At 73.2% G+C, this 24,093-nt stretch carries 19 protein-coding genes; 11 read left to right on the top strand and 8 right to left on the bottom strand.

The genetic code is table 11. The features are described 5' to 3' along the window. Positions 1–13: 13 nt before the first annotated feature. From OHS71_RS35840 to OHS71_RS35810, 7 genes are all read left to right on the top strand, one after another. Entirely contained in the window at positions 14–1,195 is a 1,182-nt protein-coding gene (locus tag OHS71_RS35840; protein ID WP_328484758.1) for an ATP-binding protein, read from the top strand. Positions 1,196–1,200: 5 nt separating this feature from the next. After that, entirely contained in the window at positions 1,201–5,187 is a 3,987-nt protein-coding gene (locus OHS71_RS35835) for a DUF5682 family protein (protein WP_328483465.1), read from the top strand. Continuing rightward, positions 5,184–7,127 carry a hypothetical protein gene (locus tag OHS71_RS35830; protein ID WP_328483464.1) on the top strand — a complete coding sequence of 648 codons (1,944 nt, stop codon included), beginning with the start codon at positions 5,184–5,186 and terminating at the stop codon, positions 7,125–7,127. The genes OHS71_RS35835 and OHS71_RS35830 overlap by 4 nt, the downstream gene beginning before the upstream one ends. An 87-nt stretch (positions 7,128–7,214) precedes the next feature. Then, positions 7,215–7,769, top strand: a complete 555-nt coding sequence (locus tag OHS71_RS35825) for a DinB family protein (RefSeq protein WP_328483463.1) — start codon at positions 7,215–7,217, stop codon at positions 7,767–7,769. Positions 7,770–7,814: 45 nt separating this feature from the next. After that, positions 7,815–8,063 (top strand): hypothetical protein, encoded by a 249-nt coding sequence (locus OHS71_RS35820; protein ID WP_328483462.1) that lies wholly within the window; start codon positions 7,815–7,817, stop codon positions 8,061–8,063. Positions 8,064–8,096: 33 nt separating this feature from the next. Next, positions 8,097–8,999: an amidohydrolase family protein gene (locus OHS71_RS35815; RefSeq protein ID WP_328483461.1), complete on the top strand. Its 903-nt coding sequence runs from the start codon at positions 8,097–8,099 to the stop codon at positions 8,997–8,999. A gap of 114 nt (positions 9,000–9,113) precedes the next feature. After that, the gene (locus OHS71_RS35810; RefSeq protein ID WP_328483460.1) at positions 9,114–11,588 is read left to right on the top strand and encodes a cellulosome protein; all 2,475 of its coding nucleotides are present in this window, start codon (positions 9,114–9,116) and stop codon (positions 11,586–11,588) included. A 46-nt stretch (positions 11,589–11,634) separates the two neighbouring features. On the opposite strand, the gene OHS71_RS35805 is transcribed toward OHS71_RS35810, so the two are convergent. From OHS71_RS35805 to OHS71_RS35790, 4 genes are all read right to left on the bottom strand, one after another. Then, positions 11,635–13,035, bottom strand: a complete 1,401-nt coding sequence (locus tag OHS71_RS35805) for a cytochrome P450 (protein WP_328483459.1) — start codon at positions 13,033–13,035, stop codon at positions 11,635–11,637. Between the two features lie 187 nt (positions 13,036–13,222). Beyond that, positions 13,223–13,663: an OsmC family protein gene (locus tag OHS71_RS35800; protein ID WP_328483458.1), complete on the bottom strand. Its 441-nt coding sequence runs from the start codon at positions 13,661–13,663 to the stop codon at positions 13,223–13,225. A gap of 53 nt (positions 13,664–13,716) precedes the next feature. Further along, positions 13,717–15,132, bottom strand: a complete 1,416-nt coding sequence (locus tag OHS71_RS35795; protein WP_328483457.1) for a DEAD/DEAH box helicase — start codon at positions 15,130–15,132, stop codon at positions 13,717–13,719. A gap of 205 nt (positions 15,133–15,337) precedes the next feature. After that, positions 15,338–15,541, bottom strand: coding sequence for a cold-shock protein (locus OHS71_RS35790; protein ID WP_020125862.1), 204 nt, complete (start codon positions 15,539–15,541; stop codon positions 15,338–15,340). Between the two features lie 494 nt (positions 15,542–16,035). Here OHS71_RS35790 and OHS71_RS35785 point away from each other — a divergent pair, with 494 nt between their 5' ends. Then, complete coding sequence (locus tag OHS71_RS35785) at positions 16,036–16,773, top strand: class I SAM-dependent DNA methyltransferase (protein ID WP_328483456.1); 738 nt, start codon at positions 16,036–16,038, stop codon at positions 16,771–16,773. A 221-nt stretch (positions 16,774–16,994) separates the two neighbouring features. Further along, positions 16,995–17,210, top strand: coding sequence for a DUF4177 domain-containing protein (locus tag OHS71_RS35780; RefSeq protein WP_328483455.1), 216 nt, complete (start codon positions 16,995–16,997; stop codon positions 17,208–17,210). Positions 17,211–17,233: 23 nt separating this feature from the next. On the opposite strand, the gene OHS71_RS35775 is transcribed toward OHS71_RS35780, so the two are convergent. Then, positions 17,234–18,874: a serine/threonine-protein kinase gene (locus OHS71_RS35775; RefSeq protein ID WP_328483454.1), complete on the bottom strand. Its 1,641-nt coding sequence runs from the start codon at positions 18,872–18,874 to the stop codon at positions 17,234–17,236. Positions 18,875–18,966: 92 nt separating this feature from the next. Then, positions 18,967–19,389: a secondary thiamine-phosphate synthase enzyme YjbQ gene (locus OHS71_RS35770; protein ID WP_328483453.1), complete on the bottom strand. Its 423-nt coding sequence runs from the start codon at positions 19,387–19,389 to the stop codon at positions 18,967–18,969. A gap of 223 nt (positions 19,390–19,612) precedes the next feature. Here OHS71_RS35770 and OHS71_RS35765 point away from each other — a divergent pair, with 223 nt between their 5' ends. Next, a complete protein-coding gene (locus tag OHS71_RS35765) occupies positions 19,613–20,689 on the top strand; it encodes an NAD(P)-binding domain-containing protein (protein WP_328483452.1) in 1,077 nt (358 codons plus the stop codon). A gap of 34 nt (positions 20,690–20,723) precedes the next feature. Here OHS71_RS35765 and mltG read toward each other — a convergent pair whose 3' ends face one another. Both mltG and OHS71_RS35755 read right to left on the bottom strand, forming a co-directional pair. Further along, entirely contained in the window at positions 20,724–21,587 is an 864-nt protein-coding gene (mltG, locus tag OHS71_RS35760; RefSeq protein ID WP_328483451.1) for an endolytic transglycosylase MltG, read from the bottom strand. Positions 21,588–21,640: 53 nt separating this feature from the next. Then, positions 21,641–23,443: an ABC transporter ATP-binding protein gene (locus OHS71_RS35755; RefSeq protein WP_328483450.1), complete on the bottom strand. Its 1,803-nt coding sequence runs from the start codon at positions 23,441–23,443 to the stop codon at positions 21,641–21,643. A gap of 93 nt (positions 23,444–23,536) precedes the next feature. Between OHS71_RS35755 and OHS71_RS35750 the strand changes: the two genes are divergently transcribed. Then, on the top strand, positions 23,537–24,040 hold the full coding sequence (locus OHS71_RS35750; RefSeq protein ID WP_328483449.1) for a MarR family winged helix-turn-helix transcriptional regulator: 504 nt from the start codon (positions 23,537–23,539) through the stop codon (positions 24,038–24,040). Positions 24,041–24,093: the final 53 nt, after the last annotated feature.

The raw sequence follows: 24,093 nt of genomic DNA, 5'->3' as shown, positions 1-24,093 counted from the left end.
AGAACACGCGCCGATGACCACCACCGCCCTCCCCCACGACTCCGCCGGCGCCGTCCGTCAGATCGTCCCGCCCGAGGACCGGTACGCCGGTGAGCTGGCCTTTCTGGCCGCGTACGACGACGGACCGCGCCCACCCGCCTGGCGTCTCACCCCGCGTGCCGTCGTCACGTTCGTCATGGGCAGCGACGGCCGCGCCCTGAAGCTGCCCGACGGGACGGAGGCGCCCGACGGGGTGCCCCGCCGCCTGGTGGTGGAGGGCAAGTTCGTCGGCGACCGGGCGCTGGTGGAGCGGTGTGTGGTCACGCTCGCCGGTGAGCGGGGGCTGCTGCTCGTCGGCGAGCCCGGTACCGCCAAGTCGATGCTGTCCGAGCTGTTGTCCACCGCGGTGTGCGGCACCAGCGGACTGGTCGTGCAGGGCACCGCGGGGACGACGGAGGACCAGCTCAAGTACGGCTGGAACTACGCCCTGTTGCTGGCGCAGGGGCCGAGCCCGCAGGCGCTGGTGCCCTCACCGGTGCTGACCGCCATGTCGCGGGGGGCCATCGCCCGCGTCGAGGAGGTCACACGGTGCCTGCCCGAGGTGCAGGACTCGCTGGTCTCGCTGCTGTCGGAGCGGCGCATCGCCGTACCCGAACTGGCGGGTTCGGACGACGCGTTGGCGCATGCGGCGCCCGGCTTCAACCTCATCGCCACGGCGAACCTGCGGGACAGGGGCGTCTCGGAGATGTCGGCGGCCCTCAAGCGCCGCTTCAACTTCGAGACGGTCGGGCCGATTCCGGACCTCGACGCGGAGACCGCGCTGGTGCGCAGTCAGGCACGGGCCTCGGTGGAGCGGGTCGGCGCCTGCTTCCAGGTCGACGACGCCGTGCTGGAGGCGCTGGTCACCGCCTTCCGTGATCTGCGGGAGGGACGGTCGGCGGAAGGCTGGGAGGTGGAACGCCCGTCCACGGTGATGAGCACCGCGGAGGCCGTGTCCGTCGCGGGTGCGCTGGCGCTCGCGGCGGCCTACTTCCCGGGTGACCGTGATGTGCTGGGGCTGCTGCCGGGCCACCTGCTGGGTGTGGTCCGCAAGGACGACCCGGCCGACGCGGCCCGGCTGCGCGGCTACTGGGACGGGCCCGTCCGGCGCCGCGCCGAACAGGGCTCCGCCACCTGGCGCACCCTGTGGGACCTGCGCACGGTCCTGGAGGGCTGACGGCCGTGTCCCTCCACCCCACCCCCGCACTGGACGCACCGGACGCGGGCTCCTTGAGCTTCCCCGGCTCCCCGGACGCTCCCGGCACTGCGGGTGTCCCGGGCTCTGCCGACTCTGCCGGCTCTCCGCAGGAGGCCCTCGCGGCCCTCACCGACCCGGGCGCGCCCTACCTCGTCGGCGTGCGGCACCACGCGCCCTCGCTGGCCGCGGCCCTGCCCGCGCTGCTGGACGGGGCGAAGCCCGACGTGGTGCTCGTCGAGCTGCCGGCCGAGATGCAGGAATGGCTGCCCTGGCTCGGGCACGAGGAGACCCGGGCACCGGTCGCGCTCGCGGCCGCCCCGGGTGACGGCGGGGGTGGCGGAGGCCCGGCGTTCTATCCGTTCGCCGACTTCTCGCCCGAGCTGGCCGCCGTGCGCTGGGCCGCCCGGCACGGCGTCCCGGTGCTCGCCTGCGACCTGCCCCTCGCGGACCGGGCGTGGGACGAAGGACGCGGTGACACCGCGCAGGGCCGGTCTCCCGGGCTCACCGACGCACTGCGCGCCCGGCTCACGGGGCGCCCCGGGGACGACCTGTGGGACCGGCTCGTCGAAGCCACCGCCCCGGGCTCCCCGCCCGAGGCGGTGCGCCGGGCGGCGCTGCTGACGGGGTGGGCACTGCGCCGGGACGCGGCCGCCTCCGGCGGGGTGCCCGAGCTGGATCTGCGGCGTGAGCGGTGGATGCGGTCGCGGATCGCGCGGGCCACGGCCCGGGGCGAGCGGGCCGCCGTGATCGTCGGCGCCTTCCACGCACCGGCACTGACCGGCCCGTCCACCGCCTGGCACGACGCCCCCGCAGACCTCGAGGAACCCCCCGGAACCACGGTTGCGGCCGGTGACGGGCGGGCAGGGTCCGGTGGTTCGGCCGGAACCGGGCGGGATGACGGTCGGCCGGTCGGCGAGGACAGGACCGGAGCCACCGGTCCCACCGTCGACGAGCCGCACGACACCCCAGCCGTCGGCCGGCGGACCGGAGACCCCGGCCGCGGTGACGGCGGGCGGGCCGGAGACGGTGGTTCGGGCGGAGGTGCGCGAGGGGAGGGCGGCGTCCGGGGGCGCGCGGTGTGGACGACCTCGCTGATCCCGTACGCGTATGCCCTCCTCGACGAGCGTTCCGGCTACCCGGCCGGTATCCGGGACCCGGAGTGGCAGGACATGGTGCTGCGCGCGGCGGGCGATCCGGCGGCGCTGGAGGAGGCGTTGACCCGGGCGGCCGTGCGGGTGTGCGCGGCGTTGCGGGACCTGGGCCATCCGTCCGGGCCGGCGGACGCGCGCGAGATCACCCGGCTGGCCTCGGATCTGGCCCGGCTGCGCGGGCTGCCCGCCGCGGGCCGGGGCGAGCTGGTCGAGGCGGTGCAGACAGTCCTCGCACAGGGGGAGCCGTACGGGCGGGGCAGGGCCGTGGCGCGGGCGATGGAGCGGGTGCTGGTCGGCGCCCGCACCGGCCGGCCGGCGCCGGACGCACCGCGCAGTGGTCTCGTCCCGGCGGTCGAGGCGGAGATGGCGGGACTCGGTCTGCCCGGCCCGGAGAACGCCTCGGGCCCGGCCCGGGATCTGCGGCTCGACCCGTTGCGGTCGGACCTGGACCGGCGCCGTGAGCTGCTGCTGCGCCGGCTGACGGTGTGCGGGGTGCCGTACGGCGAGGCGCGGGAGGTCGTCGGCGCGGGCGGCGCCGAGGCTCTCACCTCGCGCTGGGAGGTGAGATGGACGCCGGCGACGGCGGCCGTGCTGACCGCGGCCGGCGTGCGCGGGGTCACCGCGGCGCAGGCCGCCGAGGGCGTGCTGCGCGAGCGTCGGCGCGCGGAGCGGGACGCGGGCGGCTCGACGGCCGCCCAGGTGCTTCAGGGGCTCGCGCAGGCCGCGGAGTGCGGCCTGCCCGTCCTGGTGGACGAGCGGCTCGACGACGTCGCCGAGGTGCTGCCCCTGGCCGGTACGCTGCCCGAACTCCTCGCCGGTCTGGCCCTGTCGGACCGCCTGCGGGCCGGTCATGTGCCGGGCCTCGGCGCCGCCCCGGACCGTACGGCACGGGCGGCCGCCGTGGCCGAGCTGCTCACCGCGGCGGCGGTGCGGCAGGTGGACGGTCTGACCGGTTCCGAGGATCCGGCCGACGCCCATGCCCTGCTCGAACTCGCCCACCGTGCCGATCTGCTGGGCGGTATCCGGCTCGCTGACGCGCTCGCCCGGCTGGCCGCCGACGGCTCCCCGCTGATGCGCGGTGCCGCCGGGGCCGTCCGGGTGCTGCTCGGCCAGGAGGACGCCCGGGCCTTCGGCGACAGGGTCGCGTCCTGGGTGGACGCGGCGGTCGACCCCGACTCCCGGTCGGCCCTGACGGCCCGGCTGAGCGGGCTGCTGACCGCCGCGGGTCCGCTGCTGGAAGCGGCGGCGCCCGCGCTGGATCCCCTGCTCGGCCGGATCTCGGAGCTGTCCGACCGGGGGTTCCTCGATCGGCTTCCCGCGCTGCGGGGCGGCTTCGAGACACTGAGTCCCGCGGCCCGCGACCGTCTCCTCGCGGCCGTGGAGGAACGCCTCGGCACCGAACGCGTCGCCGACACCGGCGGGTTCGACCCGGCCGCGCTCGCCGCCTGGGCCGGTGCGGACTTCGCTGCCCGCGCCACCCTGCGGTCGCTGAGGCTGCTGCCCGCGCCGCACGACGCCGAAAGGGCGCCCGCCGACGAGGGCCTCGCCACGGAGGCGGTGACCGGCGGTGCGGTGGCCGACGAGGCGCTGGCCGACGGGGCGGCGGCCGAGGGGGCCAGGGCCGACGGGTCGGTGACCGATGGGGCCGAGGCGAGCAGGGCGGTGGCCGAAGGGACGGGGGTCGACGGGCCTCCCCCTTGCGGCGAGGAACGTCTCCTCGCCCCCGCCGACCGCTGGCGGCTGCTCCTGGGGCGTCGTAGCGAACGGCTCCCCTTCTCGGCACGCGCGCTGGCGACCGCTCTGGACGAGCTGTACGGCAGCGGGCGCGGCGAGGGCAGTCGTGGGGATCTGACGGGTCCGGGGGCCGGAGGTGGCCGGGAGGCGCCGTATCCCGGCGTGCGGGAGTGGTCGCAGGAACTGGCCGCACTGTTCGGCCCGGGCATCCGGGAGGAGGTGCTGGCGGCGGCCGCCGCGTCGGGCCGCAAGGACGTGCTCACCGAGCTCGACGCGGACAGCGTGCGCCCCTCGGTCGATCTGCTGCGCACGGTGCTGCGGCACGCGGGCGGGCTGCCCGAGGCCCGGCTCGCGGCGCTGCGTCCGCTGGTGCGGCGGCTGGTGGAGGCGCTGACCCGGGAGCTGGCCACCCGGCTGCGCCCCGCGCTGCACGGCACGGTGCTGCCGCGTCCCAGCCGGCGGCCGGGCGGCGGCCTCGATCTCCCGCGCACTCTGCGCGCCAACCTGGCGACCGCACGGCGCGGCCCGGACGGCACGGTCCGGGTCGTCCCCGAGCACCCGGTGTTCCGTACCCGGGCGCGGCGGGCCGCCGACTGGCGGCTGATCCTCGTCACGGACGTGTCGGGGTCCATGGAGGCGTCCACGGTGTGGGCCGCGCTGACGGCCTCCGTGCTGGCCGGGGTGCCGACGCTGTCCACGCACTTCCTGGCCTTCTCCACAGAGGTCATCGACCTCACCGGCCAGGTCGAGGACCCGCTGTCGCTGCTGCTGGAGGTCAGCGTGGGCGGCGGTACGCACATCGCGGCGGGACTGCGGCACGCACGCGAACTGGTCACCGTCCCGTCGCGGACGCTGGTCGTGGTGGTCAGCGACTTCGAGGAGGGCTATCCGCTCGGCGGGTTGCTCGCCGAGGTGCGGGCGCTGGTCGGGGCGGGCTGCCACGTCCTGGGCTGCGCGAGCCTCGACGACACGGGCCGGCCGCGCTACTCCACGGGTGTCGCGGGGCAGCTCGTCGCTGCGGGCATGCCCGTCGCCGCTCTCAGTCCGCTCGAACTCGCCCGCTGGGTAGGGGAGAAGATCGCATGAGCCCGGACCTGTTGCCTCCGGTCGCCCCGTCCGTCACCGCCGAACTCGTCGAGGCGCTCTCGCCCCGGCTGCGCAAGCGGCTGGACGCGGGTGTCGCCAAGCTGACGGCCCGTCCGGTGGTCCGCGAGGGCGACACCGTACGGATCGCCGTGGATGACGACACCGACCTCGAACTGCACGCGCCCGGAGGCTCGGTGACCCGTGCGGACGCGATCCGTTGCGGTTGTCTGCTCGCTCCCGACTGTCTGCACCGCGCGGCCGCGGCCTCGGCCGCGCCGGTGGCCGACGACGCTCCCGACGCCCTGCCCGCACCCGCGCCCCGACCCGCACGGCAAGAGCGAACAGGCAAGGCGGGCAAGGCAGAAGAAGAAGTGGAGGGAGGGCCGGCGGGGTCGGCGACGCCGACTGGACGGGCGGGTCCGGCACGACCAGGGGACGCGGAAGGATGCCCGCCGCCTGGCGCCACCGAAGCCGCCGCACCGGCTCGACCCGTAGGCACCGAAGCCGCCACTGCGGCTCAACTCGTAGCCGCGGGGGCCGTGTTCGACGCGTCGGCCGCCGTGCTCGAGGCCGGTGCGGACGGAGCCGGCGCCGTGCACCAGGCGGCGCTTCTGCGCGCCGCGCACACCGCGCGCCTCGCCGGTCTCCCCCGGGTCGCCGCCTCCGCCGTCTCCGTGGTCAACGGGGTACGCGCGGCCCGTTCCGCAGATCCCGCCCACCGGCTGTCCGACCTGGTCGACGCCCTGCGCACGGTCCTCGGTATGGCGCACCGTCTGCCGTTCGCGACCGGCACCGATCTGGCCGGACTTCGCGGCACCGTGCGTCAGCCGTACACCCCGGACGGCTCGCTGCGGCTGTACGGCCTCTTCTCCGAGCCCGTCCTGACGACGACCGGGTACGCGGGCGCCGTCACCTGGACCGCCGACGCCGACGGCCGCCTCTACACGGTCTCCGACGTGGCCCCGGGCGGACCCGGCCGGGCGGTCGGCGCCGCCGACCGGGCCGTACGGATCGGCGACACCTCCCTGACCCACCGTGAGCTGTCGCGCGCGGGGCTCGCCGTCTCCGGCGCGACCGTGTCTCCGACCGGCCGGCTCGGCGCGGGGGCGGGTGTGCGGGCGGTACGCGCGTCGGGTGCCGACTGGAGCGCCGACCCGCTGAGCCGGCTGTGGGCGGCGCCGGTCGCGGAGCAGGTCGCGCGCGTCCTGAACGGCGGCCACGACCTGCTCTTCCTGCACGTCACCCTGGCGGGCACGGTCCGCGAGGCGACGGGCGAGCGCCTGCTGGCCGACTGCGACGGTCTCACCGTCCGGCTCGGCACGGCGCACGACGACCCCGCGCTCCCCTACCGCGACAACCTCCGTCTGCTGGCCGCCGCCGGCGGGCGCCGGCTGCGGGTCGTCGCGCGCCTCAGCCCGGGGCCGTTTCCCTGTGCCCTGCTGCTCGCCGCCGAACACCCCTCCCGGGCCGGTGCCCGGCTGGACCTGGGGCTGGACCGCCTCCAGCACGCGGACCTCCCCACGGCGCCGGCCGCGCCCGCCACCGCCGCTCCCCCGGCGGACGAGGCTCCGCTGCACCTTCTGAGCCGCCGCGTGCACCAGGCCGTGTCCGGGGGCCGCCCGGTGCTGGGGTTCCCGGACAGCGGGGCGGGTGACGGCGGGCGGCTGCGGAGCGTCGGTCTCGCCACCGCGGCCGACCTGCTCGACGAACTGCGGGCAGCGGCGGCGGACCGCTCCCGCGACGCCTTCGGCCGGCTGCTCCCCGCGGACACGGGCCGCTTCGCACGCGCCTGGCTGGCCGCCGCCGTCTACACCGGCGCGGTCGACCGGGCACTGTGCGCGGCGGCCTGGGGAACGACCGCGGAGGTGGCGGGGCAGGCGGAGAGCACGGTGGAGCGGGAAGCGGCGGGGCAAGCCGAAGCGGTGCCCACTTCTCCGTGAGACCCGGCCCTTTAGGACAGGATCTGACCTCTATCGCTCCTAACGTGGTACTCGACAGCGGAACAGTACTCACGGAAGCAGGCGACGATGAGCAAGCCCACCACCCTCGACGAGACCGCAGCAGTACCCGCCGTCGGCGGCGAGCGTGCCGATCTGCTGGAGGCGCTCGCCAAGCAGCGGCACTTCCTGCGCTTCACCACCCGCGACCTCACCGACGAGCAGGCCGGGCTGCGGACGACCGCGGGCGAGCTGTGTCTCGGCGGCCTGATCAAGCACGTGTCCGCGGTGGAGCGGAACTGGGCGGCGTTCATCGTGGACGGTCCGTCGGCGATGGGCGACTTCGACAACATGACGGAGGAGGACTGGGCGCGCCGGGCCGACGAGTTCCGGATGCTGCCCGGTGAGACGCTGGCGGGGGTGCTGAAGCAGTACGACGAGGTGGCGAGCCGTACGGACGAACTGGTCGTGTCCCTGCCCGATCTGGACCTGGCGCACCCGCTGCCCTCGGCCCCGTGGTTCGAGCAGGGTATGCAGTGGTCGGCCCGCCGGGTCCTGCTGCACATCGTCGCCGAGACGGCCCAGCACGCCGGTCACGCCGACATCCTCCGCGAGTCCCTGGACGGCGCGAAGAGCATGGGCTGACCGCCCCGAGCGGCCGGGGCGCGCACCGTTTCGACGGACACCGGCGTGCCCACGGCCGCCGCGCACGGTGTCACCAAGGCGTCCGGCGGGGGTGGGAAGGACGCGTCGCGGGACGGCGGCTATGTTGTCGAGGACGGTGCGGTGCGGGAACAGTCGCACGTGCTCCCGCACCGGGCGCTCCGCACGTTCGTGCCCCGGCCGGACTACGACCGCCCTGCGCGGGTGGGCGTGGCGGGCGGTGAGCCGCCCCGTCCGGGGTGCGACGACACGCGGAGCACCCTGCACACCGGGTGACGGAAGCGGCCGTCCCGGAAGGCGAGGAGCGTCATGACCGAGGTCGACGTGCACCAGCATCTGTGGACACCGTCGCTGGTGGCGGCCCTGCGGTCGCGTCGTGAGCCGCCGTACCTGGACGGCTGGACGCTCTTCCTGGACGGTGAGCCGCCCTACGAGGTTCCGCTCGCCGACCACGACGTGGCCCGGCGCACGGAACTCGCCGCGGCCGACGGGCTTGGCCGGGCGCTCGTGTCGCTGTCCGCCCCGATCGGGGTGGAATGGCTGCCCGCGGCCGAGGCGCGGCCCCTGCTCGACGCCTACCACGAGGGGGCGGCCGCACTTCCCGAGCCGTTCGGCGCCTGGGCCGCCGCCTGTGTGCGGGAGATCGACGCAGGGGCGCTGGCCGACGACCTCGACCAGGGGTTCGTCGGCCTCCAGCTCCCGGCGAACGCCCTTGCCGACGCGGACGGTTACGCGCGCTGTGCCCCCCTGCTGGAACTGCTCGAGGAGCGCGGTCTGCCGCTGTTCGTCCACCCGGGGCCGGCGGCGGCCGGCGGGGCCGAGGTGCCCGGCTGGTGGCCCGCGCTGGTTCCGTACGTCCAGCAGATGCACTCCGCCTGGTTCGCCTTCCGGGCCTTCGGCCGGCCCCGCCATCCACGGCTGCGGGTGTGCTTCGCGCTGCTGGCCGGACTCGCGCCCTTGCACGGGGAACGCCTCGCCGCGCGCGGCGGGGGGCAGGAGGCGGCCGACCGGGATGTGTTCGTCGAGACGTCCTCGTACGGTGGCGGTGCCGTCGGCGCGGTCGTCGGCGCGCTGGGCGCCGGCGCCGTCGTGCTGGGCACCGACCGGCCCTACGCGGGGCCGCCGGAGCAAGCCGGTTTCGGGCTGGGCGAAGCCGCGGCGCACGCCTTCCGCGTGACCAACCCGCGGCGCCTTCTCACCGGGAGGCGGTGACCCGCGAGCGCCGTCCGCGGCGGTGGCGGCGGCGTCGGGGCTGCCGTCCCTGCCCTCCCCCGCCGCTCGTCGGGGCCTCTTGACGGTCTCTGTGTGAACGATCAGAATCCCGTCATGGATGTGACCGGTCACAAATCGCCGTCGACGGCAGCTCCCGCAGCCCCGCCGCAGCGCCTCGTCGTCGATCTCGGCGTCTGTGAGGGCCCGGTGCTGCTGGGCGCCAACGGCGCGCTGTACGGGATCGGCGACGACGGGGTCCCCAGCGACGCCGCACTCGCACCGCTGAAGATCACCAGCATCACGCAGAAGCCGGAGGGCGGCGCCCAGCACCCCAACGGGGACGCGCTCTCCGTGTCCCCGGCGTTCTTCCGCAACGGCGGCGGCGAGATCAACGTGATGATGCAGGACGTCTATGCGCGGTGGCCGTACGAGAACCCGGGCATCGACGACTACCTGACCAGGATCGACAGAATCGTCCGGGAGGTGGCGGCGCACCCGCTCGGCGACCGCTTCGTCCACATCCCGTTCAACGAGCCCGACTGCATCTGGTACGACCTCGGCGTCCCCGACCGGACGGAGTACGAGACCCACCGGGACCGGTTCTTCGAGGACTGGAGAACCGTGTACCGGCGCATCCGAGCCCTCGCCCCCGGGGCGAGGATCGCCGGCCCCAACGAGACGGGTTACCACTCCCGCCTGATGAGCGACTTCCTCGCCTTCGCCCAGCGGGAGGACGTACTGCCCCACGTGGTGACCTGGCACGAGTTGAGCCCGGACTCGCTGCGGGACTTCCAGGCCCACCTCGACGACTACCGGGGCATCGAGCGCCGGCTGGGCATCGCACCGCTGAGGGTCAGCATCGACGAGTACGCCAACCGCCCTGATCTGTCCGTGCCGGGACGGCTCGTGCAGTGGGTGGCGATGTTCGAGCGGAACAAGGTGTACGCCAACCAGGCCTACTGGGACGCCGCCGGCAACCTGGCCGGCAACGTGGTGCGGACCAACATCCCCAACGGCGGCTGGTGGTTCTTCCGTTGGTATGCCGGACTGACCGGCGACACCGTCGAGGTCGCCCCGCCGCTGCCCCACACCGCCGGCACCCTCCAGGGCCTCGCCTCCCTCGACACCTCGCGCCGTCAGGTCCAGGTGCTGCTCGGCGGCTCGGACGGTGACACGGACGTCGTCGTGCGGGGCGTGCCCTTGACCGTCTTCGGCCACACGGTCACCGCGACCGTCGCCGAGGCAGCCTGGTCGGGCTACGAGGGCTCGCATGCCGCTCCGCGGGTCCTCGCCCGTACGGCGCTGGAGGTCGCGGACGACGGTTCGGTGACCGTGCCGCTCCGCGGGGGGCACCGGATGTCCGCGTACCGGGTCGTCCTCACCCCGGGCGGCGCCGGCACCCCGTCCGCCCCGTCCGTCCCCTGGTCCGCGTCGTACAACGCCGAGGACGCGGCCATCACCGGCGGCGAGGCCCGCACCCGGAGCACGGTCGGCGACGCCGAGGGCTACGCGGCGTCCGGCACGAACGACGTCTGCCTCGCCACCGCCGCCGCCCGGGCCGACTTCACGGTGACGGTCCCGGCGGGCGGGACGTACGACCTCGCGGTCCTGTACGGCAACGAGTCCGGCGCCCCCGCCACCCAGAAGCTGTCCGTCGACGGCGCGGACCCGGTCACGGTGACCTACCCCTCCACCCAGAACCGGGCCCACCGCGGCAAGAAGGACCTCACCGTCGCGCTGGCGGCAGGCACCCATGTGCTGACCCTCGCCCAGGACGACGCCGAGGTCACCCTCGACCGCATCGACCTCACCGCACGCACCGGCGTGCCCTCGACGCCCTACGAGGCGACGCTCGCGGACATCGCCGGCAGTCCGTCGTACGACTACTCCTCGTCCGCCGGAGCGGGGACGGGCGCCCTCGTCCTGCGCGAGGGCGACCGGGCCGTCTTCGACGTCCACGCCCCGTGCGACGGCTACTTCACGGTGGTGCCGCGGGCCTCGGCGGCCGTTCGGCTGACGCTGCACGGCGGGCGGGTGACCGCCGCGCCGGACGAGCCCCTGCGGCTCTACCTGGTGGCGGGCAACAACCGCCTCACGGTGACCGCGGAGGACGCCGCCGTCCGGACCCTCGACGTCTCGGGCGCGGGCTCGACGGACGACGTCCTCACCTACGACGCCTCGTCCGCCGTCCTCAGCGGCGGGGCCGAGCTGGTCGGCTCCCCCCACGCCCCCGGGGGCTCCTGCGTCGCGGAGCTCGGCAACAGCCCCGACAGCGCGGCCGAGTTCACGGTGCACGCGCCCGCCTCCGGCCGCTACGTGCTGGTCGTCCACTACGCGCACGACGACCGACGCGACAACGGCCACGCCTACAACACCGACATCATGTCGCGCATGGCGGACGTCACCGTCGGCTCCGGAGCACCGACGCGGGTCACTTTCAAGAACACCTGGAGCCGGCACGACTACTGGACGCTGGGCGTCCCCGTCGATCTGCGGGAGGGCGCCTGCCCCGTGGTCTTCCGCAACGCGACGGGCCGGGCCCCGTACATCGCGCGCATCGAACTGGGCAGGGTCTTCCTGCGGCCGTAGTCCTGGCGCGCCCGGGTCCCGGGCGCGCGTGCGGCAGGCGCCCGGGTCAGCGGCCGACGCCTATCAGGCCCGTCAGATAGCGCCACAGCGACGAGCGCTGCCGGACCGCCGCATCGGGCAGTGCGGTCCCTGCCTGTTCCTCGGCCGGGGTCTGCGCGGCCGGCTGCTCCGGCATGGCGGCGAGTTCGTAGCGCACGGGCAGTGAGCGCAGGCCCCGCATGAACGGCGACGAGCGCCACGGCAGTTGGTCGACGGGCAGGGCCAGCTCAAGGTGGGAGAACCGCTCGAACAGCCGGCCCACCCCGACCGCCGCGACCGTCGACGCCAGCTCCCGCGCCGGGCACTGGCGACGGCCAGCGCCCCAGGCCAGGTGCGCCCGGCTGCTGACGGTGGGCCCCGACTCCGCGTGGCCGGCGAAGACCGGGTCGGCGTGCGCCGCCGCGGAGGAGACCCACACCGGGTCGCCCGCCCGGATGGTGTAGTTCCCGAGCGGGGTGTCCGCGGCCGCGAAGCGCGGCACGAAGTTCACCAGCGGCGGCTTGCGCATGACCACCCGGTTCATGCTCTCCCTCACCATCCCGGCGGACAGGCTGGCCCGCACTCCGCCCTCCCCCGAGATCACCTCGACCACCGTGTTGGAGATCAGGATGCCGACGTGGTCGGAGGTCATGCCGAGCAGCATGAACAGTTCACGGGCGAGCTGGTCGAGCGAGAGGTCCGGGTGCGCGGCCAGCAGGTAGGAGGGGAAGTCCTCCCCCGGCTTCTCCAGCTTCCCCGCGGCCAGTTCGGCCAGCGCCGCCAGCAGCCGTTCCAGGGCGGGCTCCGCGTCCGGACCCGCGTCCAGTACCCGCCACATGTCCATCAGCGCGTCGTCGCCCTGCGACCCGGGGAAGCCCAGCAGATGGCTCGCCACCATCAGGGGCAGCGGCCGGGCGAACTGGGCGGACAGATCCGCCCAGCCCGTGCCGCCGGCCTGCCCCACCAGGCTGATCAGTTCGTCGGCGTAGGCGGTGACGGCCGTCTTCAGCCTCTTGGCCTGCGGGTGGCGCGGGTCCTGGAACGGCTTGAGCGCCGCGTCCCAGGCCGTCCGCAACGGACGGTAGCCGGGACCGCCCTGGATCAGCACATGGTTGACCTCGAGGGACGGCCCGAGCGGCCAGTCGGCCGGCACCCTGCCCTCCGAGCGGGCCCGCCAGTTCTCCAGCCCCTTGGGCCACCCTGCGTCGTCCTGGAGCACCTCGAGCGACTCGCGGTAACCCAGGACCAGCCAGGCGGGCACCCCCAGCAGGTCGACGGGCGCGACGGCGCCGTGGCGCTGCCTGAGTCTCTCGTACACGAGCGAGGGGCGGGTCTCGTAGTCCCGGGTCAGCAGCGGTTCAGGAGCCAACGTCTCCAACCGCGCGCCGTCCAGGTCCACGGATCCGCCGTCGCCCACCTGCGATTCCATCGCTCTGCCGCCCTCCGCCACTCCCCGTACCGGCCCGTCTTCACCCGGTAACCGGAACCGGACGGACCCTATCCCAGGGCCCCAGCACCCCGGACGACGGGGGCACGGCCGGGCGGGAGCGCCCAGCCGTCGCCACCCTTCCGTAAAGTCCCGTTACTGCGGGTGCCCTTGGTGTCATCGCGTGCGATCAGCGGTCCACGACCGTCACGGCGACGGGGGTGCCGACCTCGATCGTGCGGCTGACGGTGCACAGCCGGTTGTGGGAGACCGCGACCGCCCGGGGCAGGATCGCCCGGGCCCGGTCACCGGACGGGCCGTCCGGGAAGGCGACGGAGAAGGTGACCGCGAGGCCGGTCATCCGGTTGCCCAGCTCGTCACTGACCTTGTCTCCGGACACGGTGACGGTGAACTCGGCGGGTTCCGCGTGCCGTCCGGTGGCGACGTCGACGTCGGCCGCGGTACAGCCGCCGATCGCCGCGAGCAGGAGTTCCACCGGGGTGAATTCGGTGCCGCCGTCGGTTCCGGAGCCGGTACCGAAGCCGATCGTGCCGCCGCGGGCGTTCGTGGCGGTGAACCGGCCGGTGGCGGTCCGCTCGACGGTGACCAGGCGCAGGGAGTCTTCGCTCATGGCGAGGACACTAGTGGCGTGCCGTGCCGGAGGTGGTGCCCGCCCGGCAGGGCCTAGCCGCCCCGGCGTACCCGGGCGGCCGCGCGGGCCTCGGCGGTCCGGCGGGCCTCGGCGGACTTGCGGGACTCGCCGCCGCGGCCGGCCCGGCCCGGTGTGGTGCCCATGCCGCGGAACGGAGCGCCGCCGCGCTTCGGACGCTCCGTCGCGGCCGGCCCGCTGCCGCCGACGGGGACGCCGGAGGGAGCCTGGGCGCCGGTGATACGGCTGAGCTCGGCCTCACCGGAGCGGACCTGGGTGATCTGCGGCCTGATGCCCGCCTCGGACAGCAGACGGGCCATGTCCCTGCGCTGGCCGGGCAGCACCAGCGTGACGACGCTGCCGGACTCGCCGGCGCGTGCGGTGCGGCCGCCGCGGTGCAGGTAGTCCTTGTGGTCGGCGGGCGGGTCCACGTTGACGACGAGGTCGAGGTCGTCGATGTGGAGGCCGCGGGCCGCGACATTCGTCGCCACCAGCACGGTCACCTGGCCGTCCTTGAACCGGGCGAGGGTGTGGTTGCGCTGGGGCTGCGACTTCCCGCCGTGCAGCGCGGCGGCCCGGACTCCGCTGCTCAGCAGGTGCCGGGTGAACTGGTCGACGGCGTGCTTGGTGTCCAGGAACATGAGCACGCGCCCCTCGCGGGCCGCGATCTCGGTGGCGGTGGCGTGCTTGTCCGCGCCGTGCACCTGGAGCACGTGGTGCTCCATCGTGGTGACCGCGCCCGCCGAAGGGTCGACCGAGTGGACCACGGGGTCGTGGAGGTACCGGCCGACCAGGGCGTCGATGTTGCGGTCGAGCGTGGCCGAGAACAGCATGCGCTGACCGTCGGGGCGGACCTGGTCGAGCAGCTCGGTCACCTGGGGCAGGAAGCCCATGTCGGCCATCTGGTCGGCCTCGTCGAGGACGGTGATGTCGACACGGTCCAGGCGGCAGTCCTTGCGCTCGACGAGATCCGTGAGGCGGCCCGGCGTCGCGACGACCACCTCGGCCCCGGTCCGCAGCGCCCCGGCCTGCCTTCCGATGGACATGCCGCCGACGACGGTGGCCAGCCGCAGCTTCAGCAACCGGGCGTAAGGGGTGAGCTCGTCGGTGACCTGCTGGGCCAGCTCTCGCGTGGGGACGAGGACCAGGGCCAGCGGCTTGCGCGGCTCGGCACGCCGGCCGGCGGTGCGGACGAGGAGCGCCAGGCCGAAGGCGAGCGTCTTGCCTGACCCCGTGCGCCCGCGGCCCAGGACGTCACGGCCCGCGAGGGAGTTGGGCAGGGTGGCGGCCTGGATCGGGAACGGCGTGTGCAGGCCGCGTTCGGTGAGCATCGCCGACAACTCGGCGGGCATGTCCAGTTCATCGAAGGTCGCGGCTGCGGGGAGTGCGGGGGTGACGGTGACCGGCAACGCGAACTCGGAGCGGTCATTCGTGCGAGCTGAACGGCTCATGGGAGAACCTTCCTCGACAGGGCACGCATCGAGGAATTCCCGGCGGAACGAGCCGGATGAATTGCAAGCACGAGCCGGAAAACAGGCCGGGATACCAGGCCGAAAATGAGACTGAAGGAATTCCTGCGGAATTGAATTCCGAAAAAGCAGCAAGCTGGGGTCCGCACCACGTGGTGCGGACCCCAGCTGCCTCATACGCTTCGCGTCAGGCGGGCGTGATGTTCTCCGCCTGCGGGCCCTTCTGGCCCTGCGTGACGTCGAAGTTCACCTTCTGGCCTTCCTGGAGCTCACGGAAGCCCTGGGTGGCGATGTTCGAGTAGTGAGCGAAAACGTCGGGGCCGCCGCCGTCCTGCTCGATGAAACCGAATCCCTTTTCCGAGTTGAACCACTTGACGGTGCCAGTAGCCATGTCACATCTCCTTCGGGGCAGTGCCCAGAGGTCCACACCGTGTGGACCCATGCGTTGCCACAATGAACCCCGTCCGGATAAGCACCGGAGATACAAAAATGCCCGGCGGCACACTGCCGCCGAGGCACTTGAAGTTTCGGGAACCACAACTGCAACTAGTACGAAGCCTAGCACGGTACATACAACCGCACTACCTTTCGCCCACGTGGCGTCGGATCGGCCGCGCAAGCCTGTACGAACTCAAATACACGCGAAAGGTTAACTTTCAGATTACACAAGATGCGCCGCAGGAGAACTCGTCGACCCTCCGGAGCGGGGTGGGCGGGCGGACTGACAGCCGCGACGCCCTCGCCGGGCCACGGGCCGGAGGGACGACGGAGAGACGACAGCGGGACGACGGAGGCCAGGCGCCGGAACGGAGGACGGCCGGCCGCGGGCCGGCGGCGGTAAATCACGTCGACAGCGAACCGCGGCACCCGGCAGAGTGTCGGCTCGTGACGAGCAGCGAACCGTGGACCCGCGCGACCGCCGACCGCTACGACGCCGAGGAGGGCGAGATGTCCTCGGCCGCCGTCCTGGGACCGACGGTCGACTTCCTCGCCGGACTCGCCGGAGACGGCCGGGCGCTCGAGTTCGCCATCGGAACCGGCCGTGTGGGTGTCCCGCTGCGGGAGCGCGGTGTGCCGGTGGCGGGCGTCGAGCTGTCCGAGCCCATGGCCGCGGTCCTGCGCCGCAAGATCGACGAGGACACGCTCCCGGTCACCATCGGGGACATGGCCACGACCGTCGTCCCGGGCGAGTTCGCCCTCGTGTACCTGGTCTACAACACCATCACCAACCTGCTCACGCAGGACGAGCAGGTCGAGTGCTTCCGCAACGCCGCCCGGCACCTGGCGCCGGGCGGCCGCTTCGTCATCGAGCTGGGAGTTCCGCCACTGCGGTTCCTGCCTCCCGGACAGGTCGCGGTGCCGTTCGACGTGTCCGAGCGGCACCTGGGCTTCGACACCTTCGACCTGGTGGAGCAGATTCTCGTCTCGCACCACTTCACCCGCGAGGACGACGGCGACTACCGCCGCGGCAACTCCCGCCACCGGTACGCGTGGCCCGCCGAGCTGGACCTGATGGCACGGATCGCGGGACTCGGACTGGAACGGCGCGTCGAGGACTGGGACGGCACTCCGTTCACCCAGGACTCCACGAAGCACATCTCCGTCTGGCGTAAACCGGCCTGAGCCGACGGGAAGACGGCGGTACCGCACGGCCCAGCGGCGGGACAGGGCGGCGGGACCGGGCAGACGGCGTGCCGAGGACGACGCGCCGCCGACGGCCGGCATCACCGCGTGACCCGCCGGAGGCGACACACCCCCGCCCCGCCGTGCGCGGTGACGGCGCACGGTGGTTGGCTGTCCCCGGTCCAGGCGATGGGCCGCCCGTCGACAGGAAGGCCCCGGACATGAGCAGTCCGCACGCACTCGAGTACAAGGTCGTCACCTTCCGTGAGTCACTGATCGGAGACGCCCTGGACAGCGGAAAGCTGGAGAAGCTGCTGAACAAGCACGCCGAGGACGGCTGGGCCCTCAAGGCGATCACGTCCGCCGACGTCAAGGGCCGTATCGGGCCCGGTGCGGTCGAGGGCCTGCTCCTCACCCTGGAACGCCCGCGCCGCTGACGGCCGCCGCCGGTCCACCCGGTTCACCCCTGCACGGCGAACTGGCTGCCGGTCTTCTCGCCGTCCTCGGTGACCGCGGCGGCCACGCAGCGGAAGACGCGCAGCCCCTTGTCCCACTCGCCCGCGGTGGGCGGCAGGACGTCGACGTTCCACTCGTCCGCGACCTCACGCCCGCCGGGGGCCAGGGACTCGGCCATGACCCGCTGTGAGCACAGCGCCTTGACGTCGGGGTGCCTGACCAGGTCCCGCGCGTTGTTCGTCATGCCGTCCTCGGGCAGCGGGGCGATCGCGAAGGTCTCCCACACGTGTCTGGTCCGGCAGTCGGCGCGGCTGACAGTGATGATCCCGGAGATGTCCGTGATGCCGCTCCAGCACTCGGGAGTCGTGACACACCGGCCGCCCACGCCGTGGACGCCCGCCGCAGGGCAGTTCTCCACCGTGGTGGCCACCCCTGCGAAGCCGGACGCTTTCGTGTTCCCGCCGGTGGCACCTGAGGAGGGCGAGGCCGACGAGCGTGTGTTCTCGTCCCCGTGATCCTGCCGGCCGTTCTGGTACGTCACCACGGTGACCGACACGCTCACCGACACGGCCACGGCGGCCAGTACCGCGATCGGACGACGGCGTCGGGATCCCTTCTTCCGTCCGTCGTCGCCGTGGCCGCCGGGCCCGGCGACCGTGGTCGTGCGGCCCGCGTCCCGGACGGACGGCGGCGGGGCGCCGTCGTGAGGAGGAGCCGTATCGCGCGGCCGCCGGTACGAGGGGGGCGGCGCATCCCGGTATGCGGGGGCCGTGGTCGTGCCGGTCACCGGCCCGAAGCCGCCGACGCCTCCCGCTTCGACGGCGTCGAGGTCGACGGCGGCGAGAGCGTCGCGGAACGCGCCCGCGTCGGACAGCCGCCGTGCCGGGTCCGGGGCCACGGCATGCCGGAGGACGGAGTTGAGGGCGGCCGGCACACCGGGCAGATCGGGGTAGGGCCAGGTGTGCCGCACGATCAGTTCGGCCAGGCTGAGCTGGGTGCCGTCATCCGGGTAGTGCGGCGGGCAGCCGCGCAGCAGGGCGTAGACGGTGGTCGCCAGCGAGTACACGTCACCGGCCGGAGTGGGCTCCGCCATGTGGAAGGCCTCGGGCGGCGCGTAGGCGGGGGTCAGGGCCTCCCGCGTCACGGACAGTTCGCGCCCCGGCCGGGGCATGGCCGCGAGGCCGAAGTCGGTGAGGGCCACTCCGCCGTAGCGGTTGACCATGATGTTCCCGGGTTTGATGTCGCGGTGCAGGACCCCGGCCGCGTGGGCGGCCGCCACCGCGTCCGCGAGGCCCACTCCGATGTCGCGCGCCTCCTTCAGCGGCAGTGGTCCCTGCCGGTGCAGCCGGTCGCCGAGCGAACCACCGGGGCACAACTCCAGCACCATGTAAGGGCGGTCGTCGGCGAGCACCCCGGCGTCGTACACCGGCACCACGTGCGGATGCCCGGACAGCTGCCCTGCCGCGGTGACCTCTCGCAGGAACCGCCGGCGGTCGCGCGGTGTGGACAGCGTCCTGCTGTCCACCTTCAGCGCGACCTCCCTGCCCACGGCCAGCTGCCTGGCCCGGTACACCGTGGCGAACCCGCCTTGGCCCAGGACGTCCTGGATCTCGTAACCGGGCAGTTCCATGCGTTCGAGCCCCATGTGCCGTACCCCCAGCGCACGTTCCCGGGCAGAACGTCCGACCGAGGATGAGGCGAGACTCTAGCGGAGCCTTTTCGCGTCGGCGGACGCAGTCACCCGAGGAAGCTCAACCGGACCTGCCGGTCGGCGTTGTCCTTGTTGGTGTCGACCAGACACACGGACTGCCAGGTCCCCAGTTCCAGCCGCCCGTCCAGGACCGGCAGGGTCGCGTGGGGCGGGACGAGGGCCGGGAGGACGTGGTCGCGGCCGTGGCCGGGGCTCCCGTGACGGTGCTGCCAGCGGTCGTCGGCGGGCAGCAGGGTGTGCAGGGCGGCCAGGAGGTCGTCGTCGCTTCCGGCGCCCGTCTCGATGATCGCGACGCCCGCCGTGGCGTGCGGGACGAAGACGTTCAGGAGGCCGTCACGGCCGGCGGCCACCTCACGCAGGAACGTCTCGCAGTCCCCGGTGAGGTCGACGACCCGCTCCCGGGAGCCTGAGGCGATGTGCAGAACTCGGGTGGTGAACGCATCTGACATGCCCCCCATCCTGACCCATACGCCGGGTTCCACACCTGACCTGCCGACCCGAGCGTGAGACGAGGCGACCGGTCCACGGGGACCCGGCTGCCGTTCCCCCTGAGAGACCCCCGTGAGCATCGGCCGCCCGTGCGGGTTCTCCCGAGCCGCATCCGGCCGCACACCGGTCCCGTGATCACGGGCGTCCGGGAAGATCCACGCTCGTCCAGCCGTTGGTAGAAACGTGAACAGCTTGCGTGAGGTCGAGGTGGTCGTCATAGGCGCCGGTCAGGCCGGTCTGGCGGCCGCCTATCACCTGCGGCGCACCGGTTTCGAGCCGGAGCGCGACTTCGTCGTGCTCGACCACGCTCCCGCCCCGGGGGGCGCCTGGCAGTTCCGGTGGCCCTCCCTGACGTACGGCAAGGTGCACGGGATGCACGCCCTGCCCGGGATGGAGCTGACGGACGCGGATCCCGCCCGCCCGTCGTCAGAGGTCGTCCCCGAGTACTTCGACGCCTACGAGCGCGCCTTCGACCTGCGCGTGCGCAGGCCGGTCGAGGTGCGGGCGGTCCGCGAAGGCGCCGGCGGGCGACTGCGCGTCGAGACCTCCGGCGGTACGTGGTCCACCCGGGCGCTGATCAACGCCACCGGCACCTGGGGCCGGCCGTTCTGGCCGCGCTACCCCGGCCAGGAGACCTTCCGCGGCCGTCAGCTGCACACCGCGCGGTATCCGGGCCCCGAGGCGTTCGCCGGACTGCGGGTGGTCGTGGTGGGGGGCGGCGCGTCCGGTACGCAGCACCTGCTGGAGATCGCGCCGTACGCGGCGGAGACCACATGGGTGACGCGGCGGCCCCCCGTGTTCCGCGAAGGACCCTTCGACGAGGGTGCCGGCCGTACGGCGGTCGCTCTCGTGGAGGAACGGGTGCGGCAGGGGCTCCCGCCGAAGAGTGTGGTGTCCGTGACGGGACTGCCGCTCAACGACGCGATCCGGCAGGGGATCGCCGACGGAACCCTGGACCGGCTGCCCATGTTCGACCGGATCACTCCGGACGGCGTCGCATGGGACGACGGCCGGCGGGTCGCCGCCGATGTCATCCTGTGGGCGACCGGCTTCCGGGCCGCCATCGACCATCTCGCGCCTCTGCGGCTGCGTGAGCCGGGTGGCGGCATCCGGGTCGAGGGCACCCGTGTCGTCGCCGACGCGCGCATCCATCTCGTCGGCTACGGACCGTCGGCCAGCACCATCGGCGCCAACCGGGCCGGACGCGCGGCCGTGAGGGACATCAGGCGGCTGCTCGCGCAGGAGCCGGTCGCCGCCTGACGGTCGCCGCTCCCCCGCTCGGCGGACCGCCCGGTCAGCCGGCCGCCGCCGACCGGCTGACCGGTCTCTTCGAGGGCTGCTGGTTCCGGTTGAACTCGGCGACGTTGCGCTGGTGTTCCGCGTAGCTCGCCGTGAAACGCGTGTCGCCCGGCTTCACCGTGACGAAGTACAGCCAGTCGCCGGGGGTGGGGCTGATGGCGGCCCGCATCGCCTCCTCGCCGGGGTTGTCGATCGGCGTCGGCGGCAGGCCCATGCGCTGGTAGGAGTTGTAAGGGCTCGCGAGGCGGGTGTCGCTCTCCGTCGTCCTGAGCGTGAAGCGGTTCAGCGCGTAGTTGATCGTGGAATCCAGCTGCAACGGCATCCCGCGCTTCAGGCGGTTGAACACGACCCGGGCCACCTTGCCCATGTCCGCGTCGGTGGCGGCTTCGGCCTGCACGAGGCTGGCGACGGTGACCGTCTGATAGACGTTCAGGGCGTTGCGCTGGGCGCCGGCCGCGATCGGCGCCCCGTTGAACTTCTTGTCTGCCGTGTCGACCATGTAGGACAGCAGCGTCTGGGGCGTCGCCTTCTTGTCCAGCGGATACGTCGCCGGGAAGAGATACCCCTCCGGGTTGCCCCCGGCGTCGCTCGGCAGCTTCAGGCCGGCCTTCGGCAGCGCGTTCCTGGTGGTACCGGCCGGCAGGGCGAGCGCCTTGTCGACGGCCTCGTAGACCTGGCTCGCGCGCCAGCCCTCCGGGATGACCAGGGTCGCGGGCTTCGCCTCCTTCTTCGGGCTGTCCAGGCTCAGCAGCGGCACCGCCACGGCGGTGCCGGCCACGACGGCTCCGGTCGCGATGAGGACGAGACGGCCCCGGCGCGTCAGTCGGATCGTGCTCCGAGGCGGAGTGTTCATCTGCATGCGGGCACGGTAACCCTCATATAGTCACAAACCTGGCATAACCTGCCATACAGTCATCTTGTCGGCTCCAGGCGGGCGTCCCGTCGCACCAGGGCCGCGTATCTCCCGTCCCGCTGCAACAGCTCCTCGTGCCTGCCCCGTTCGGCCACCTGGCCGGAGTCGAGGACCATGATCTGGTCGGCGCCGCGGACGGTGGACAGCCGGTGGGCGATGGTGAGCGTGGTGCGGTTCGCCGAGAGCGCGTCGATGGCCTCCTGGACGGCCTGCTCGGTGCGTGTGTCGAGGGCGCTGGTCGCCTCGTCGAGGATCAGCACCGGAGGGTCGCGCAGGATGGTGCGGGCGATGGCCAGCCGCTGCTTCTCGCCGCCGGAGAACCGGTGGCCGCGCTCGCCCACGACCGTGTCGTAGCCGTCGGGCAGGGCAGCGATGTGGTCGTGGATCTGCGCCGCCCGCGCGGCCGCGTGCAGCTCCTCGTCGGTGGCGTCCGGCTTGGCGAAGCGCAGGTTGTCGGCGACCGTGGCGTGGAAGAGGTACGTCTCCTGCGAGACGACGCCCACCGCGCGCGCGAGGGTGTCGAAGTCGAGGTCCCGGACGTCCACGCCGTCGAGGGTGACCCGGCCGCCCGTCACGTCGTACAGCCGCGGCACCAGATAGCCCAGCGTGGACTTGCCGGCGCCGGTCGGACCGACCACGGCGAGGCTGCCGCCGGCGGGGACGGTGACGTCGATGCCGTCGAGGACGGGTCCGTCCTTGTCGTCGTACCGGAACGTGACGTCCTCGAAGCGGACCTCGCCCTTGATCTGGTCGAGATGGACCGGGTCGTCGCGCTCGGTGATGTCGACGGGAAGGTCGAGGTACTCGAAGATGCGCTGGAACAGCGCGAGGGAGGTCTGGATCTGCACGCCCGTCGACAGAAGGCTCACGGCCGGGCGGAACAGGCCCTGCTGGAGCGAGACGAAGGCGACGATCGTGCCCAGGGAGACGTCCGGTCCGCCGAACTGGAGGGCCACGCCGGCGGTCCAGTAGATGAACGCCGGCATGGCGGACATGACGATCCCGATCACGGCCATGCGCCAGCGGCCGGCCATGCTGGACCGCACCTCCAGGTCAACCAGCTGCTCGGACTCCTCGGAGAAGGACCGCGTGAGGGAGTCCGAGCGGCCCATGGTGCGCCCGAGCAGGATTCCGCTGACCGACAGGGACTCCGTGACGGTGGCGGCCATCGCGGCCATCTGTTTCTGGCGCTGGGTGGTGATCTTCTTGCGTTCGTTGCCGACGCGACGGCTGATCCACACGAAGACCGGCAACAGGAGCAGTGAGACGACGGTCAGCCGCCAGTCGAGGGCGACCATCGCGATGATCGTGGCGACCACGCTGGTGAAGTTGGAGACCAGCGAGGTGGCGGTGGAGGTGACGGTGGCCTGCATGCCGCCGATGTCGTTGGCGATGCGGGACTGCACCTCGCCGGTGCGCGTGCGCGTGAAGAAGGCGAGGGACATCCGCTGGAGACGGTCGTAGACGGCCGTGCGCAGATCGTGCATCACGCGCTGGCCGACGGTGGTGGAGATCAGGGTCTGTAGAACGCCGAAGACGCCGCTCAGCACGGCACTGAGGATCATCCCCAGGGCGAGGAGGCTCAGCAGACCGGTGCGTCCCTGGGGAATGGCGACGTCCAGCGTCTCCTTCAACAGGAACGGGGTCGCCACGGTGACCAGCGAAGCGGCGGCGACCAGCAGGCCGACGACGGCGAGGCGGGCACGGTAGGGCTTGAACAGTCCGAGGATGCGGCGCACCTGCCGAGGCTGGTCGGTCGAGGTGCCGGGCGAGGGGGTCCAGTCGATGTGGTCGCGGGGCATGGCTCCTACGGAGGGTGAGACGGTGAGGACTGACGGAGCATAGCTCATTGTTACCTATACTCACAATGAACGGCATCCTGATATTGTTCCCGCATGACCACCCCCGATTCCGACAGTCTGCTCGCCGAGCAGCTGCTGCGGCTGACGCGCCGGGTGCACCGCATCCAGAAGCACCATCTGGAGCGGAGCGGGCTCGGCGTCACCCCGGCCCAGGCCCGGTTGCTGCGCACGCTGGCGCACTGCGACGCACCGCCGCGCATGGCCGACCTCGCCGAGCGGCTCGAGGTGGTGCCCCGGGCCGTCACGACCCTGGTCGACGGGCTGGAGGCGAGCGGCAAGGTGCGGCGCATGCCGGACCCCACGAACCGGCGGGTGATCCGGATCGAGCTCACGGAGGACGGCCGCAAGGCTCTGCGGCACTTGCGGGGGGCCCGGATGTCCGCCGCGGAGGAGATCCTCGATCCGCTGACGGACCTGGAGCGCGAGGTGCTGAGCGGATTGCTGGACGCGCTGGTGGACGGCGCACCAGGCGGGGCCCCGAAGCACGGGCACGGGCAGGGACCGGGGCCGGAACAGGGGCAGGGCCGGACCTGCTGAACAACTGCCGGACAACACGAAAGTGAACCGGGGCCGTTCCTCTCGCAGTGCGA

It is taken from the genome of Streptomyces sp. NBC_00377 (assembly GCF_036075115.1).
In the GTDB taxonomy this organism is placed as follows: domain Bacteria; phylum Actinomycetota; class Actinomycetes; order Streptomycetales; family Streptomycetaceae; genus Streptomyces.
This window is presented reverse-complemented; position numbering and strand designations above follow the sequence as displayed.

Coding starts and splice junctions, on each gene's coding strand:
- OHS71_RS35840 (WP_328484758.1), top strand. CDS start 14: ATGACCACCACCGCCCTCCCCCACGACTCCGCCGGCGCCGTCCGTCAG.
- OHS71_RS35830 (WP_328483464.1), top strand. CDS start 5,184: ATGAGCCCGGACCTGTTGCCTCCGGTCGCCCCGTCCGTCACCGCCGAA.
- OHS71_RS35825 (WP_328483463.1), top strand. CDS start 7,215: ATGAGCAAGCCCACCACCCTCGACGAGACCGCAGCAGTACCCGCCGTC.
- OHS71_RS35815 (WP_328483461.1), top strand. CDS start 8,097: ATGACCGAGGTCGACGTGCACCAGCATCTGTGGACACCGTCGCTGGTG.
- OHS71_RS35810 (WP_328483460.1), top strand. CDS start 9,114: ATGGATGTGACCGGTCACAAATCGCCGTCGACGGCAGCTCCCGCAGCC.
- OHS71_RS35805 (WP_328483459.1), bottom strand. CDS start 13,035: ATGGAATCGCAGGTGGGCGACGGCGGATCCGTGGACCTGGACGGCGCG.
- OHS71_RS35800 (WP_328483458.1), bottom strand. CDS start 13,663: ATGAGCGAAGACTCCCTGCGCCTGGTCACCGTCGAGCGGACCGCCACC.
- OHS71_RS35795 (WP_328483457.1), bottom strand. CDS start 15,132: ATGAGCCGTTCAGCTCGCACGAATGACCGCTCCGAGTTCGCGTTGCCG.
- OHS71_RS35790 (WP_020125862.1), bottom strand. CDS start 15,541: ATGGCTACTGGCACCGTCAAGTGGTTCAACTCGGAAAAGGGATTCGGT.
- OHS71_RS35780 (WP_328483455.1), top strand. CDS start 16,995: ATGAGCAGTCCGCACGCACTCGAGTACAAGGTCGTCACCTTCCGTGAG.
- OHS71_RS35775 (WP_328483454.1), bottom strand. CDS start 18,874: ATGGGGCTCGAACGCATGGAACTGCCCGGTTACGAGATCCAGGACGTC.
- OHS71_RS35770 (WP_328483453.1), bottom strand. CDS start 19,389: ATGTCAGATGCGTTCACCACCCGAGTTCTGCACATCGCCTCAGGCTCC.
- mltG (WP_328483451.1), bottom strand. CDS start 21,587: ATGCAGATGAACACTCCGCCTCGGAGCACGATCCGACTGACGCGCCGG.
- OHS71_RS35755 (WP_328483450.1), bottom strand. CDS start 23,443: ATGCCCCGCGACCACATCGACTGGACCCCCTCGCCCGGCACCTCGACC.
- OHS71_RS35750 (WP_328483449.1), top strand. CDS start 23,537: ATGACCACCCCCGATTCCGACAGTCTGCTCGCCGAGCAGCTGCTGCGG.